This is a genomic window from Pseudomonas sp. C9D1 (assembly GCF_056491235.1).
On sequence record NZ_JBSZIE010000001.1, the window covers coordinates 1,162,052 to 1,176,856 of the forward strand.

Annotated in this window: 14 protein-coding genes and 4 tRNA genes; 13 read left to right on the top strand and 5 right to left on the bottom strand. The window is 65.6% G+C overall.

Annotation, left to right across the window (positions count from 1 at the left end; all coding sequences use genetic code 11):
- The first annotated feature begins 126 nt into the window (after positions 1-126).
- Positions 127-2,142: an excinuclease ABC subunit UvrB gene (gene uvrB / locus ACXI0U_RS05440; protein WP_184490656.1), complete on the top strand. Its 2,016-nt coding sequence runs from the start codon at positions 127-129 to the stop codon at positions 2,140-2,142.
- A 48-nt stretch (positions 2,143-2,190) separates the two neighbouring features.
- Here the strand turns inward: uvrB and ACXI0U_RS05445 are convergent, their stop codons facing one another.
- From ACXI0U_RS05445 to ACXI0U_RS05455, 3 genes are read right to left on the bottom strand one after another with little or no spacing between them, the layout of a single operon-like run.
- Positions 2,191-3,090: an EamA family transporter gene (locus ACXI0U_RS05445; protein WP_021217878.1), complete on the bottom strand. Its 900-nt coding sequence runs from the start codon at positions 3,088-3,090 to the stop codon at positions 2,191-2,193.
- A gap of 44 nt (positions 3,091-3,134) precedes the next feature.
- A complete protein-coding gene (locus ACXI0U_RS05450) occupies positions 3,135-4,685 on the bottom strand; it encodes an MDR family MFS transporter (protein WP_043243390.1) in 1,551 nt (516 codons plus the stop codon).
- 2 nt (positions 4,686-4,687) lie between these two features.
- The gene (locus ACXI0U_RS05455; RefSeq protein WP_184490657.1) at positions 4,688-5,725 is read right to left on the bottom strand and encodes an HlyD family secretion protein; all 1,038 of its coding nucleotides are present in this window, start codon (positions 5,723-5,725) and stop codon (positions 4,688-4,690) included.
- Positions 5,726-5,829: 104 nt separating this feature from the next.
- On the opposite strand from ACXI0U_RS05455, the gene ACXI0U_RS05460 reads away from it, so the two are divergent.
- The 10 genes from ACXI0U_RS05460 (at position 5,830) to ACXI0U_RS05505 (ending at position 11,862) form a co-directional block, all read left to right on the top strand.
- Positions 5,830-6,750 (top strand): LysR family transcriptional regulator, encoded by a 921-nt coding sequence (locus ACXI0U_RS05460; protein ID WP_021217519.1) that lies wholly within the window; start codon positions 5,830-5,832, stop codon positions 6,748-6,750.
- Positions 6,751-6,772: 22 nt separating this feature from the next.
- The gene (gene gltX, locus ACXI0U_RS05465) at positions 6,773-8,257 is read left to right on the top strand and encodes a glutamate--tRNA ligase (RefSeq protein ID WP_021217520.1); all 1,485 of its coding nucleotides are present in this window, start codon (positions 6,773-6,775) and stop codon (positions 8,255-8,257) included.
- Positions 8,258-8,502: 245 nt separating this feature from the next.
- Positions 8,503-8,578: transfer RNA gene (locus tag ACXI0U_RS05470), tRNA-Ala, on the top strand.
- A 46-nt stretch (positions 8,579-8,624) separates the two neighbouring features.
- Positions 8,625-8,700: transfer RNA gene (locus ACXI0U_RS05475), tRNA-Glu, on the top strand.
- 49 nt (positions 8,701-8,749) lie between these two features.
- Positions 8,750-8,825: transfer RNA gene (locus ACXI0U_RS05480), tRNA-Ala, on the top strand.
- A gap of 67 nt (positions 8,826-8,892) precedes the next feature.
- Positions 8,893-8,968 (top strand) — tRNA-Glu (locus tag ACXI0U_RS05485).
- 192 nt (positions 8,969-9,160) lie between these two features.
- The gene (locus ACXI0U_RS05490; RefSeq protein ID WP_184490659.1) at positions 9,161-9,700 is read left to right on the top strand and encodes a TetR/AcrR family transcriptional regulator; all 540 of its coding nucleotides are present in this window, start codon (positions 9,161-9,163) and stop codon (positions 9,698-9,700) included.
- A 10-nt stretch (positions 9,701-9,710) separates the two neighbouring features.
- Positions 9,711-10,538 (top strand): alpha/beta fold hydrolase, encoded by an 828-nt coding sequence (locus tag ACXI0U_RS05495; protein ID WP_479549858.1) that lies wholly within the window; start codon positions 9,711-9,713, stop codon positions 10,536-10,538.
- Between the two features lie 227 nt (positions 10,539-10,765).
- On the top strand, positions 10,766-11,413 hold the full coding sequence (locus ACXI0U_RS05500; RefSeq protein ID WP_031287421.1) for a bifunctional 4-hydroxy-2-oxoglutarate aldolase/2-dehydro-3-deoxy-phosphogluconate aldolase: 648 nt from the start codon (positions 10,766-10,768) through the stop codon (positions 11,411-11,413).
- The gene (locus ACXI0U_RS05505; protein WP_265167947.1) at positions 11,413-11,862 is read left to right on the top strand and encodes an acyl-CoA thioesterase; all 450 of its coding nucleotides are present in this window, start codon (positions 11,413-11,415) and stop codon (positions 11,860-11,862) included. Before ACXI0U_RS05500 ends, ACXI0U_RS05505 begins: the two co-directional genes overlap by 1 nt.
- Positions 11,863-11,866: 4 nt before the next feature.
- Here ACXI0U_RS05505 and ACXI0U_RS05510 read toward each other — a convergent pair whose 3' ends face one another.
- Positions 11,867-12,259, bottom strand: coding sequence for a hypothetical protein (locus tag ACXI0U_RS05510; RefSeq protein WP_479549859.1), 393 nt, complete (start codon positions 12,257-12,259; stop codon positions 11,867-11,869).
- Positions 12,260-12,394: 135 nt separating this feature from the next.
- Here ACXI0U_RS05510 and ACXI0U_RS05515 point away from each other — a divergent pair, with 135 nt between their 5' ends.
- On the top strand, positions 12,395-13,366 hold the full coding sequence (locus tag ACXI0U_RS05515; RefSeq protein WP_479549860.1) for a tRNA dihydrouridine synthase: 972 nt from the start codon (positions 12,395-12,397) through the stop codon (positions 13,364-13,366).
- Positions 13,367-13,488: 122 nt separating this feature from the next.
- On the opposite strand, the gene ACXI0U_RS05520 is transcribed toward ACXI0U_RS05515, so the two are convergent.
- A complete protein-coding gene (locus ACXI0U_RS05520; protein WP_479549861.1) occupies positions 13,489-14,235 on the bottom strand; it encodes an SDR family oxidoreductase in 747 nt (248 codons plus the stop codon).
- 123 nt (positions 14,236-14,358) lie between these two features.
- Here ACXI0U_RS05520 and ACXI0U_RS05525 point away from each other — a divergent pair, with 123 nt between their 5' ends.
- A complete protein-coding gene (locus ACXI0U_RS05525) occupies positions 14,359-14,805 on the top strand; it encodes an Hsp20 family protein (RefSeq protein ID WP_021218585.1) in 447 nt (148 codons plus the stop codon).

Here is a 14,805-nt window from a genome sequence, read left to right on the forward strand (position 1 = left end):
TGGGGTTGCGCAATCGGGCCGGTATTATAGCGGTCAAGGTCGCGTGCCGCGACAACGTACGCTAGCTTTTCGCCTGGTTTGACGCTGCCGCTGGGCGGGTGTCACATCATTTTGCCGAGGTCAGCCATGTCAGAGTTTCAACTCGTCACCCGCTTTCAGCCGGCCGGCGACCAACCCGAAGCCATTCGCCAACTGGTCGAGGGCCTGGAAGCGGGCTTGTCGCACCAGACGCTGCTGGGGGTGACCGGTTCGGGCAAGACCTTCAGCATCGCCAATGTCATCTCCCAGGTGCAGCGCCCAACGCTCGTACTGGCGCCGAACAAGACGCTGGCTGCCCAGCTCTACGGCGAGTTCAAGGCCTTCTTCCCGAACAACTCCGTCGAGTATTTCGTCTCCTATTACGACTACTACCAGCCAGAGGCCTACGTTCCTTCCTCGGATACCTATATCGAGAAGGACGCTTCGATCAACGACCACATCGAGCAGATGCGCCTGTCCGCCACCAAGGCGCTGCTTGAGCGGTCCGATGCGATCATCGTGGCAACGGTTTCATCCATCTATGGCCTGGGCGACCCCACGTCCTACCTGCGGATGGTTCTGCATCTCGATCGGGGCGACAAGATCGACCAACGCGAGCTGTTGCGCCGCCTGGCGGACCTGCAATACACCCGCAACGATATGGACTTCGCCCGTGCCACCTTCCGTGTCCGCGGCGATGTGATCGATATCTTCCCGGCGGAATCCGATCTCGAAGCCATCCGCGTCGAGCTTTTCGATGATGAAGTAGAGAGCCTGTCGGCCTTCGATCCGCTGACGGGTGAGGTGATCCGCAAGTTGCCGCGTTTCACCTTCTACCCCAAGAGTCACTACGTAACGCCGCGGGAAGTGATCCTCGGCGCGGTGGACAAGATCAAGGAAGAGCTCAAGGAGCGCCTCGATTACCTGCGCAGCAACAACAAGCTGGTGGAGGCCCAGCGCCTTGAGCAGCGCACCCGTTTCGACCTGGAGATGATCGTCGAGCTGGGCTACTGCAACGGCATCGAGAACTACTCGCGCTATCTCTCCGGACGCGAGCCCGGCCAGGCGCCACCCACCCTCTATGACTACCTGCCGGCCAACTCCCTGCTGGTGATCGATGAGTCCCACGTCAGCGTTCCGCAGGTCGGTGCGATGTTCAAGGGCGACCGCTCGCGCAAGGAGAACCTGGTGGAGTACGGTTTCCGCCTGCCGTCGGCGCTGGACAACCGACCCATGCGTTTCGACGAGTGGGAAGCGATGAGCCCGCAGACCATCTTCGTTTCCGCAACGCCCGGGCCCTACGAGGCGGAGCATGCCGGTCGCGTGGTGGAGCAGGTGGTGCGCCCGACCGGCCTGGTGGACCCGGAGATCGAGGTGCGCCCGGCCACCACCCAGGTCGACGACCTGCTCTCCGAGATCCGCAAGCGCGTTGCTGTGGAGCAGCGCGTGCTGGTCACCACCCTGACCAAGCGCATGGCCGAGGACCTCACCGACTACCTCGCCGACCACGATGTGCGTGTGCGTTACCTGCACTCGGACATCGATACCGTGGAGCGCGTCGAGATCATCCGCGACCTGCGCACCGGCGCCTTCGACGTGCTGGTGGGCATCAACCTGCTGCGTGAGGGGCTGGACATGCCCGAGGTGTCCCTGGTGGCCATCCTCGATGCCGACAAGGAAGGCTTCCTGCGTTCCGAGCGCTCGCTGATCCAGACCATCGGCCGCGCGGCGCGTAACCTGCACGGCAAGGCGATCCTTTATGCCGACAACATGACCGGCTCCATGCAGCGGGCCATCGACGAGACTGATCGCCGCCGCAACAAGCAGATCGCGTTCAACGAGGCGAACGGCATTGTTCCCCGGGGCGTGCAGAAGGACGTCCAGGACATCCTCGAAGGCGCTACCGTGCCCGGCTCGCGCAGCAACAAGCGCAAGGCCATGGCCAAGGTGGCGGAGGAGCACGCACGCTACGAAGCCGAACTGCGCTCGCCGAGCGAGATCACCAAGCGCATCCGCCAGATGGAAGAGAAGATGTACCAGCTGGCCCGCGACCTGGAGTTCGAGGCCGCCGCGCAGCTGCGCGACGAGATCCAGAAGCTCCGCGACAGGTTGCTGCAGGTGTGAACGAAAAGGGCGCCATCAGGCGCCCTTCTTCCATCCGCGGTCTGCGGCTCAGCGCCTGCCGAAGATGATCATCATCACCCCGCCCAGGGTCGCCAGGCAGGCCAGCAATGCCGTTACGCTGAGGCGTTCGTCGAGGATCAGGAAGCCCAGCAGCAGCGCCACCACCGGGTTGACGAAGGCGAAGGTGGACACCAGGCTCGGGCGCACCTCGCGCAATAGCCAGAAATAAGCCGGGTAGACACCAAGGCTCACCGGCAGCACCAGATAGGCCAGCCACGCCCAGCCAGTCGGGGACAGCCGCGCCAGCTCGAAGCCCTGCCAGTCCCCACGCCACAGGCCGAAGCCGGCCAGCAGCACGGTGCCCATGAGCATCTGCATGGCCAGGCCCATCCAGCTGGAGCGGAAGGGCCCACGCTTGCGCAACAGCCAGGCACCTACGGCCCAGAGCAGGGTGGCGGTCACCACCAGGGCGCCGGCGAACCACTGCTCGAAGCCAGGGTTCTCGCCCAGCCCGTTACCCATCAAGAGCAGGATGCCGCCACTGGCCATGGCCAGCCCGCACAGCACCCAGAGCGGCGGGCGTTCGTCCAGCAGCCACTCCAGCGCCACGCTCCATAGAGGCAGCGTGGTGTAGAGCATCGCCAGCATCCCGGTGGGCAGGTACTGGTTGGCGTAGATCAGCGCGCCCTGGCCCACGGCGATCAGCATCACCCCGCCGATAAAGGCGCTGCCCAGGTCGCTGCGTTGCACCTTTGCCTGGCCACGCAGCAACACCCAGCCGAGGGCCAGCAGGCCGGCGAAGAGGAAGCGCAGGGTGGCGATGACGAATGGCGGCTGCTCGCGCAGGAGGAAGTGGTTGGCCAGGTAGGTGGTGCCCCAGCCGATGTAGATGAGGGCGAAGGCGCCCACCAGCAGGAGGGCGCGGGTTCTTGCGTTGATACTGGACATGCAAAGCCTGAAGCGGAGCGCGCCGCTTCAGGCAGCGCGCGGGGTTAGTGAGCGGCGCCGCCAGAGGCGCCAGCGGGCAGGGAACGGGTCAGCAGCACGGCGATCATGCTGATGCCGAGTGCGATGCCGATGAAATGGAAGGCGTCATTGTACGCCATGATCGCCGCCTGCTGATGGGCGATCTCGCTGAGCTTGCCCAGGGCCGCCTGGTCGCTGCCGAGCTTCTCGCTGAGCAGGGCCAGGCGCTCGGCCACCTGCGGGTTGCTCGGCACCAGGGATTCGCGCAGGTAGTCGAAATACACCTTGGCGCGGCTGTCCAGCAGGGTGGCCAGCAGGGCAATGCCGATGGCGCCGCCGAGGTTGCGCAGGATGTTGAACAGGCTGGAGGCCGAGCCCGCGTCCTGCGGCATGATGTAGGCGGTGGCGATCAGCGAGATGGTCACCATCACCAGGGGCTGGCCCAGCGCGCGGATGATCTGGATCTGGTTGAACTGAGGGCCGGCGAAGTCCGGGTTGAGCACCCCCGAGGCGAAGCTGGCTGCGCCGAACAAGCCGAAGCCCAGGGCGCAGAGCAGCTTGGGCGAGATGATCTTCATCAGCTTGGGCACCAGCGGGATGAGGAACAGCTGCGGAACCCCCATCCACATGATCACTTCGCCGATCTGCAGCGCGTTGTAGCCCTGGATCTGCGCCAGGTACAGCGGCAGTACGTAAATCGAACCATAGAGCCCCATGCCCAGGCCCACGCTGGAGATGCTCGAGAGGCCGAAGTTGCGGTTCCGCAGAATGCCCAGGTTGATCAGCGGGTTGGGTCGCGAGGTCTGCAGGATGACGAACAGCACCAGGCTCACCAGGGCGATGCTGCCCAGGCCGACGATCAGCTGCGACTCCAGCCAGTCCTTGCGATGGCCCTCTTCGAGGAATACCTGCAGGCAGCCCAGGCCGAGGCCCAGGGTGAGGATGCCGGCGTAGTCGGTGCTCTTCAGCAGCTCCCAATGCGGCGCCTTCTTTTCCAGGCCATACATCAGCCCGGCGATCATCAGCAGGCCCGGGGGCACGTTGATGTAGAAGATGTATTCCCAGCCAAAGTTCTCGGTCAGCCAGCCGCCCAGGGTCGGGCCGATGGAGGGCGCGAAGGTGGCGGTGATGGCGAACAGCGCCATGCCCTTGGCCCGGTGGTGCTCCGGCAGCTTGATCAGGGTGAGGGTGAAGGCCAGCGGAATCAGCGCGCCTCCGGTGAAACCCTGCATGGCGCGGAACACGATCATGCTCTCCAGGCTCCAGGCGAAGGAGCAGAGCAGGGAAGAGGCGAGGAAACCCAGGGATACCCAGACCGCCAGGCGTCGCGCCGAGAGCACCTGCACCAGCCAGGCGGTGAGCGGGATCATGATGATCTCGGCCACCAGGTAGGAGGTGGAGATCCACGAGCCTTCCTCCAGCGTCGCCGAAAGCGCGCCCTGGATGTCCTTCAGCGAGGAGTTGGTGATCTGGATATCCAGCACCGCCATGAAGGCGCCAAGCATGGCGCTCATCACGGCGATCCAGTCGCGGCGGCTGGGCTCGCCGGTGGGGCGGATCAGGGTGTCACCGGCCACCGTCATTCATCCAGCTTGATGGCGACTTTCACCAGCACCGACATGCCGGGGCGGATGCGGCCCTTGAGCGGGTTGTCGCGGTCGAAGGTCAGTTTCACCGGGATGCGCTGCACCACCTTGGTGAAGTTGCCGGTGGCGTTGTCCGGCGGCAGCAGGCTGAACTGGGCGCCAGAGGCGGCGAACAGGCTCTCGACCTTCGCCTCGATGGGGGTACCCGGGAAGCTGTCGAAGATCAGCTCGGCCTTCTGCCCGGGCTGCATGTGCTCGATCTGGGTTTCCTTGAAGTTGGCCTGGACCCAGATGTCCTGGTCCGGCACCAGCGACATCAGGTGGGCGCCGACCTGCACGTACTGGCCGTTGCGCGCGGCGCGCTGGCCGACCATGCCGTCGATGGGGGCGCGGATCTCGGTACGGGTCAGGTTCAGCTCGGCCTGGGCGATATCGGCACGGGCGTTGGCGATCTGCGCTTCCAGGCGCTTCACGTCGGCGCGCAGTGCGTCGGTCTGCACGCGCTGGGCCTTGAGGTCGGCCTCGGCGCGGGCCACTTGCGAGCGGGCCACGCGGGAATCGGCGGAGAGGGTGGTGACGCGCTCCTCGGAAACATAGCCCGGCTTGCGCAGGGTCTGGGCGCGGGACAGGTCGATCTGGGTGCGGCCCAGGGTCGCCTGGCTGGCCGCGACGTCGGCCTCGCTGGCGGCGATCATGCTGTCCTGCTGGGTGAGCTTGCTACGCGACTGGGCCAGCTCCGCCTCACGGGTTGCCAGGGTGGCCTGGGCGCGCTGCAGGGCCAGTTTGAAGTCCTCTGCTTCCAGGCGCACCAGCAGGTCGCCTTTCTTCACGTGCTGGTTGTCGCCCACCAGCACTTCTTCTATACGCGCACCGAGCTGGCTGGAGACGCGGGTGATCTCGCCCTGGACATAGGCGTTATCGGTGGTTTCCAGGAAGCGGCCAACCAGCAGCCAATGCAGGAAGAAGCCGCCCACCACGAGGATCAGCAGGACAATGAAGATAAACAGGCGACGTTGCAGTTTGGCTGGCATTCCAGGAGCTCGAAGGGCGGGCGGAAAGGCGGGAATCTAGCACTGTTCCAGTCAGGCAAGTAGCCAGTACACTTCAGAAACTTTGTTGCTTATGGGGAACAATAATGGGTCTGGATGACGCCCTGATCTTCACCCGCGTCGTAGAGCTGCACAGCTTCACCCAGGCCGCGCACAGCCTGGGCATGCAGAAGTCCACCGTGAGCCGCCGCATCGCCCTGCTGGAAGAGCGCCTGGGCGTTCGTCTGCTTAATCGCACCACGCGCAAACTGCGCCTGACCGAGGTTGGGCAGGCCTATTACGAGCGCTGCCGGCAGATCATGGTCGACTTCGCCGAGGCCGAGCAGGCCGTCATGCAGTTGCAGCAGGAGCCCTCCGGTCTGCTGCGCATCACCGCGCCCATCGAGTTCGGCCAATTGTTCCTCGGCAAGGTCCTCGGCACCTTCATGAGCCAGTACCCGCAGATAACCGCCGAAGTGGAGATCACCTCGCGGGATGTCGACCCGTTGGAAGAGGGGGTCGACATCGCCATCATGGTCGGCCAGCCCCAGGATTCAACCCTGATCGCCCGCAAGCTGTTCGAGAACGGACGCCGCCTCTGCGCCAGTCCCGCTTACCTCGCAGCGCACGGTACCCCCCATGATGTGCTCGCCCTGGCTGGCCATCGCGCCGTGCTGCTGCCCCAGGACCCGCAACGCTACTGGCCGCTGCTGGACGAAAGCGTGCCCTGCCAGCGTGTGTTGCACTGCAACAACATCACCTTCGCCCGCGAAGCGGTGCTCAGCGGCGCAGGCATTGCCTCGTTGCCGTTGATGATCACCGAGGACGCGGTGCGCCGCGGCGAACTCGTGGAATTGCTGCCGGGCGTGCAGTTACCCAGCGGCGAAATCTACGCCGTCTATCCTTCCCGGCGTTTCCAGGCGATGAAGGTGAAGGCTTTCCTCGATTTCCTCATGGCCAGCCTGCCGAATGATCGCAGCCACTGGCTGGAGCATGGCGCCGCGCCCCTGCTAACATCGCGCCTTTGACCGTTCCGCACCAGGACCCGCCATGACCACTGTCCGTACCCGCATTGCGCCCTCGCCAACCGGCGACCCGCACGTCGGCACCGCCTATATCGCCCTGTTCAACCTCTGCTTCGCCCGTCAGCACGGTGGCCAGTTCATCCTGCGCATCGAAGACACCGACCAGCTTCGCTCCACCCGCGAATCCGAACAGCAGATCTATGACGCCCTGCGCTGGCTGGGCATCGAGTGGGACGAGGGCCCGGACGTCGGCGGCCCGCACGGCCCGTATCGCCAGAGCGAGCGTGGCGAGATCTACAAGAAGTACTCCCAGGAGCTGGTGGACAAGGGCCACGCCTTCCCCTGCTTCTGCACCGCCGAGCGTCTGGACAAGCTGCGTGCCGAGCAGACCGAGCGCAAGGAAACCCCGCGTTACGACGGCCACTGCATCAACCTGAGCCACGATGAGGCGAGCGAACGCATCGCCGCTGGTGAGCCTCATGTCGTGCGCATGAAGATGCCCACCGAGGGCGTCTGCGTGGTGCCGGACATGCTCCGTGGCGATGTCGAGATCCCATGGGATCGCATGGACATGCAGGTGCTGATGAAGACCGATGGCCTGCCCACCTACTTCCTCGCCAACGTGGTCGACGACCACCTGATGGGCATCACCCACGTGCTGCGCGGCGAAGAGTGGCTGCCCTCGGCGCCCAAGCTGATCAAGCTGTATGAGTACTTCGGCTGGGAGCAACCGGTGCTCTGCTACATGCCGCTGCTGCGCAACCCGGACAAGAGCAAGCTCTCCAAGCGTAAGAACCCCACCTCCATCACCTTCTACGAGCGCATGGGCTACCTGCCCGAGGCGATGCTCAACTACCTCGGCCGCATGGGCTGGTCGATGCCGGACGAGCGCGAGAAGTTCTCCCTGGCGGAAATGATCGAGCACTTCGACCTCTCGCGCGTCTCCCTGGGCGGTCCGATCTTCGATCTGGAGAAGCTCTCCTGGCTCAACGGCCAGTGGATCCGCGAGCTGCCGGTGGAGCGTTTTGCCGCCGAGGTGCAGAAGTGGGCGCTGAATCCCGAGTACCTGATGAAGATCGCGCCCCACGTACAGGGCCGCGTCGAGACCTTCAGCCAGATCGCCCCGCTGGCCGGCTTCTTCTTCGCCGGTGCGCTGCCGCTGGATGCCAAGCTGTTCGAGCACAAGAAGCTCTCGCCCGACCAGGTGCGCCAGGTCATGCAGCTGGTCCTGTGGAAGCTGGAGTCGCTGCGCCAGTGGGACAAGGAGCGCATCACCGCCTGCATCCAGGGGGTTGCCGAGCACCTTGAGCTCAAGCTGCGTGACGTGATGCCGCTGATGTTCCCGGCCATCACCGGCCAGGCCAGCTCCGTCTCCGTGCTGGATGCCATGGAAGTCCTCGGTGCCGACCTCACCCGCTTCCGCCTGCGTCAGGCGCTGGAGCTGCTGGGCGGTGCGTCGAAGAAGGAAACCAAGGAGTGGGAGAAGATTCGCGACGCCATTCCTGGCTGAGTGATTCTCCTTCGACAAGGCCCGCCTCGCGCGGGCCTTTTCTTGTCCAGGGGAGGGCGCTAGGTTCGCTCATCGGTGGCAGCGCACGGGGGCTTCCCGCCGAATCCGGTAAGTGATTGTTCTTGCGATGAAATTTTTTCGATCCCGGTGAAAAATTTTGTTGACAGCCTTCAGGGTCGCCCTTAGTATGCGCCCCGTTCTCACGACGAACTCGAAAGCGAAGTGAGATGTTCCAGCGTTACTGTGGGGCTATAGCTCAGCTGGGAGAGCGCTTGCATGGCATGCAAGAGGTCGACGGTTCGATCCCGTCTAGCTCCACCAAATTGCCAGGATTCGCAGCCAAGGCTGCGGTCCTACGAAGGTTAAAGTCCCCTTCGTCTAGTGGCCTAGGACACCGCCCTTTCACGGCGGTAACAGGGGTTCGAGTCCCCTAGGGGACGCCACTTTCCAGCAGCGACAACCATCAGGTTGATCGCGCACCGAGAAGGTTTCGGGGCTATAGCTCAGCTGGGAGAGCGCTTGCATGGCATGCAAGAGGTCGACGGTTCGATCCCGTCTAGCTCCACCAAATCAGATGTCTAGTGCATCGAAATAAGGCCAGCCTCCGGGCTGGCCTTGCTTTTCGAAGGTTTAAAGTCCCCTTCGTCTAGTGGCCTAGGACACCGCCCTTTCACGGCGGTAACAGGGGTTCGAGTCCCCTAGGGGACGCCACTTTTTCCCGCTCTGCGGGGCTTTTAAGGGTCATTCCGTCATGGAGTGGCCCTTTTGTTTTTTCGCTCCGAAAAATCTCATCCCCCTCGTTTTTTCCCGCTCTTGCCGTCTCTCGACCGGTGGTGTGCATAAAGGCTTGCCAGATTGAATGATGAATATAATATGATTGCCATCATGCAACGGGAGACGGCCGTGAGTGACAAGAGTAGTCAGACACGCAAGCGTATCCTCGCCGAGGCGGGCAGGGCGCTGTTCACCCGGGGCCCGCTGGAGCCCAGTGTCAGCGAGGTGATGGCGGCTGCCGGGCTCACGGTGGGTGGCTTCTATGCCCATTTCGACAGCAAGGAGGCGTTGATGGTGGAGGCGTTCGGCGAGCTGCTGCGGGAGCGGCGGCAATCGATGAAACAGCTCGACTCGACGCTCGCGCCACTTGACCGGCGCACCCTCGCGGCGGCCTTCTACCTATCCCGTCGTCACCGCGACAGCACCGACCGTGGTTGCCCGCTCCCCGGTTCGGTGGGCGAGGTGGCGCGCAACGCCGAGCCCTACCAGCACTTGCTGGCCGAACACCTCGAATTGCTCGCGGCCGATCTCGCCGTTTCCCCCGAAGACGGCGACAAGGCCCTGGCCGACATCGCGCTGATGGTGGGCGGCCTGGCCCTTGCCCGTGCCCTGGGGGCCGGCGAGCTGTCGGACCGGATACTGCGTGCCGCCCGTATGGCGGTGATCTAGGAGAAACGAGATGAACAGCCTGGACCTGCTCCGAGGATTCAACGCCACCGTCGGCCGCGTGGCGCCCCGGCACGTCGCCGACCAGGCCCGGCGGCGCTTCATGACGCCCCGCGACACCCATCCCCGTGACTGGGAGCTGCCCTGGCTCGAGCGCGCCGAGCGCATCACCCTGCGTTTCGGCCTCTCCGCCTTGCGCTGGGGCAGTGGCCCGACCGTGTTGCTGATGCATGGCTGGGAGGGGCGCCCGACCCAGTTCGCCAGCCTGATCGATGCCCTGGTACAGGCCGGCTATGGCGTGGTGGCCCTCGACGCGCCTGCCCATGGCCACTCGCCGGGGCGCGAGGCGAACATCGTGCTCTTCGCCCGCGCGCTGCTCGAAGCGGCCGAGGAGCTGCCACCGCTGCACGGGGTGGTGGGCCACTCCATGGGCGGCGTCAGCGCCATGTTCGCCACCCAGCTGGGACTGCGAACCCAGGCCCTTGTCACCATCGCCGCGCCCAGTCGCGTCCTCGGGATGCTGCGCGGCTTCGCCCGCTTCATCGGCTTGCCGCCCCGGGCCGGCGAGCAGTTCATCAGGCGCGTCGGCGAGCACGCCGGCATTCCCGCCGAGGACATCGATGTACGCCGCTACCGCCTGGATATCCCAGGCCTGGTCGTCCACGCGGAGGACGATCGCATGGTCCCCGTGATCGAGGCCGGCCGCATCCACGAGGCCTGGTCCGACAGCCAGCTGCTGCGCCTGGAGGGAGGAGGGCACCAGCGGGTACTGGCCGACCCGCGCGTGGTGGCGGCGGTGCTGCATCTGTTCGACGAGGTCGGCCTGCGCGCCAGCGCCTGATCGCGCTCCCCTTGCACGGCGGGCTTGGCGACAGCCGCCGGGTGCAGGAAGATTCGCCAATGGAATGCGTCGAAGGCCCACCGCCGGTCGGTGACCTGCCGTCGATGCTGCGCTTCCAAGGTCCATGTCTGTTGCGCCGCCAGCGGCGGCCCGGGCGTGGTCGCCGGGGCGAATCAATTCCGGGCCCGAGCGCGGGGCCGGAGGCACGAATCAAGGGGAAAGATGCAATGAGCCTGACTATGGATGTGGTGCTGCAGCGGGCGCGACCCGTCCTGCCGGTGCTGGTCATCGAAGACACGGGGCTGGCCCTGGACCTGGCCGGCGCGCTCAGTGCCGGTGGGATCGAGGTGCTGGAGGTGACGCTGCGCACGCCGCGTGCCCTGGACGCGGTGGCGGCGATCCGCAAGGAATTCCCGGACCTGCTGGTGGGCGCGGGCACCCTGATCCACACCGAGCAGTTCCTCGAGGCCCGCGACGCCGGTGCCCACTTCGCCGTCAGCCCCGGTTGCACCGAACGCCTGGCTGCAGCGGCGGAAGATTCCGGCCTGCCGTACCTGCCCGGGGTGATGACCCCCTCGGAAGTGCTGCTGGCCCTGGAATACGGCTACCGCTCGCTGAAGCTGTTCCCGGCCAACGGCAATGCCAGCGTGAAGATGCTCAAGAGCTTCAAGGGGCCCTTCACCGGCATCCGCTTCTGCCCCACCGGCGGGGTCACGCCGGACAACCTGCAAGGCTTCCTGCAACTGCCCAACGTCGCCTGCGTCGGCGGCACCTGGATCGCGCCGTCGAGCCTGATCCGCGCCCGCGCCTGGGACCAGATCACCCAACTCGCCGCCGAAGCGCGCGAGCTGGCCAGCAACTCGGAGCACGCCTGATGAACTGGGACCTGTCCACCCCCTTCGTCATCGACATCAAGGTCGCCGCCGATGACATCGACGGCCTCGGCCACGCCAACAACGCCGTCTACGTCAGCTGGCTGGAGCGTTGCGCCTGGCGCCACTCCCAGAGTCTGGGGCTGGACCTGGCCGAATACCGCCGCCTGGATCGCGCCATGGCCGTGGTGCGCCACGAGATCGACTACCTCGCTGCTGCCTACGAGGAGCAGGAGCTGCAGATGGCCACCTGGATCGTCGAATCCGACCAGCGCCTGAAGATGGACCGCCGCTTCCAGCTGATCCGCCCCGAAGACGGCGCGACCCTGCTGCGGGCCAGGACCACCTTCGTCTGCATCGAGCTTTCCAGCGGCCGCCCCAAGCGCATGCCGCCGGAATTCATCGAGGGCTATGGCCGCGCATTGATGCAGCCGTTCCCCCTGGAGCTCTGAGCGCTCAGTCCACCGCTGGCGACAGGAACAGCTCGGTCGGGTTCTGCACGATGCGGAAGTGCCGCCGCTCGCCGGGCTGGATCAGCACCGACTGCGGGCGCCCGGTGAGGTTGCTGGCGCAATAGCCCGAGGGGCTCTGGGCGACGTTCAGGGTCATCTCGCCGGCCGGCACGCTGAGGCTGATGGCCTGCCCGGCAGACAGTTGCGCCACCAGTTCGTCCTGCAGGTAGAGGCCCACTTCGCAGGCATTGGCGGCGTTCTCGTCGCGGCTGACCACCAGCTCCGCCACTGAGTCGGGTGCCGGTTGCAGCGGGCTCTCCAATAGGGTTTCTGCATCGGCCAGCGGGGCCAGGCTGCCAAGAGCCAGGCAGAGCAGGGCAGGGCGGAGCGTCTTCATCGGCGGTTCCTTCTCCAGGGCATAAGGCTTTCGACTGCGCCGGCGCGAACTTGCTCCCGCGGTTTTCGTCGGGAGGATTCTGTGCAGGCCCGCTCCACGCTTACACTACGCGCCCATTTTTCCAAGGCTTCCCCTATGCAAATCGCCCTGGCGCCCATGGAGGGCCTGGTTGACGAGATTCTCCGAGACGTGCTGACCCGTGTGGGCGGCATCGATTGGTGCGTCAGCGAGTTCATCCGCGTCAGCGATCGCCTGCTGCCGGCCAGCACCTACCAGAAGCTCGCTCCCGAGCTGGAGAGTGGTGCGCGCACCCGTGCCGGCACGCCGATGCGCGTGCAGCTGCTGGGCTCCGACCCGGTGTGCCTGGGGGAAAACGCTGCATACGCCTGCGAACTGGGCGCGCCGGTGATCGACCTCAACTTCGGCTGCCCGGCGAAAACGGTGAACAAGTCCCGTGGCGGCGCCGTGCTGCTCAAGGAGCCCGAGCTGCTGCATGCCATCGTCAGTGGCGTGCGCCGTGCGGTGCCTGCCGCCATTCCGGTCACGGCGAAGATGCGCCTGGGCTTCGACAGCCCCGATGGCGCGCTCGACTGCGCCCTGGCCCTGGCCGAAGGTGGCGCCTCGCAACTGGTGGTGCATGCACGCACCAAGGTCGAGGGCTACAAGCCGCCGGCCCACTGGGAGTGGGTGGCGCGGGTGCAGGATGTAGTCAAGGTGCCGGTATTCGCCAATGGCGAGGTGTGGACGCTGGACGACTGGCGACGCTGCCGCGAGGTCAGCGGCGTCGAGGACATCATGCTCGGTCGCGGCCTGGTCTCGCGCCCCGACCTGGCCCGGCAGATCGCCGCCGTGCGTGCCGGCGAAACACCCGAGGAGAAGAGCTGGGCGGAGTTCCAGCCGCTGCTCCGCGACTTCTGGCGCCAGGCTCGGCGCAAGCTTGCCCCGCGTTACGCCCCGGGGCGGCTCAAGCAATGGCTGGCGATGCTTACGCGCACCTACCCGGAGGCCGTGCTGCTGTTCACCGAGATCCGCCGCGAAAGCGACTGTGCCCGTATCGACGCCTTGCTGGGCCTGCCCAGCCTGGAGCGGGAGTTCGCGGCGGCCTGATGCGCCTTGTTCCTTGGTTTTCCCGGGCTGAAGCCCGGGCTACGCACTGAGGTACGAGGCACAGCATCAGGGTTGTTTCGTTGGGCCTCGCTGCGCTCGGCGCCAACCTACGATGCGCGTGCTCAGCGGCCGCCGGCGACGTCCAGCAGGGCGCCGGTGGTGTACGAGGCCTCGTCGCTGGCCAGCCAGAGAATGGCCTTGGCGATTTCCTCCGCTTCGCCGCCCCGGCCCAGGGGGATGCTGGCGGCGACCCGCTCCACCCGCTCCGGCTCCCCGCCACTGGCATGGATTTCCGTGCGGATCACGCCGGGCCGCACCGCGTTCACCCGGATGCCTTCGGCCGCTACTTCCTTGGCCAGCCCTACCGTCATCGCGTCGATGGCGCCCTTGGCCGCCGCATAGTCGATGTACTCGTTGGGCGCACCCAGGCGCGCGGCGATGGACGACAGGTTGATGATCGCGCCGCCCCGGCCGCCGTGGCGGGTAGACATCCTGCGGATCGCCTCGCGGGCGCAGTGGAAGCTGCCGAAGACGTTGGCGCCGAACACCCGCAGCAGCCGGGCGCCGTCGATCTCCTCCAGGCGTGCCTGGCGTTCGAGCATTCCGGCGTTGTTGACCAGCACATCCAGACGGCCGAATTCGCTATCGATGGCTGCGAACAACTGCGCCACCTGTCGCTCGTCGGCCACGTCCGCGGCAACCGCGATGGCCCGGCCACCCTGGCGCGTGATCTCGTCCACCAGTTGCGCGGCCGCCTCGCGCTGTTGCCGGTAGTTGATGCACAACGCATAGCCGCGCGCCGACGCCAGTCGCGCGGTGGCGGCGCCGATGCCTCGGCTGGCGCCGGTGATGAGCATGACCTTGTGCACGGAGCCTCCATTGAAAAAAAGCCCCTTGAAATCATTTCGGCCGTCCCTATCTAGGGGAATGCGGGATGCCGAAGTCGGGTCCTGCGACTGTAGACACTTGCTGATTATTCAGGAGAGATTTTCATGACCACTGCATTTTCCCTCGCTCCGCTGTTCCGTCATTCCGTGGGCTTCGACCGGTTCAACGACCTGTTCGAGTCCGCCCAACGCAACGACAGCGGCAGCAGCTATCCGCCCTACAACGTCGAGAAGCACGGTGATGACCAGTACCGCATCGTGGTCGCTGCAGCCGGCTTTCAGGAAGAAGACCTGGAGCTGCAGGTCGAGCGTGGCGTGCTCACCGTCAGTGGTGGCAAGCGCGACAAGGGTGTCGAGAGCGTGACCTACCTGCACCAGGGCATCGCCCAGCGTGGCTTCAAGTTGTCGTTCCGCCTGGCCGACCACATCGAAGTGCGCAGCGCCGGGCTGCAGAACGGCCTGCTGAACATCGACCTGGTACGCATCGTGCCGGAAGACGCCAAGGCCAAGCGCATCCCCATCAATGGTGCCCGCGCGGTGCTGGAGAACTGA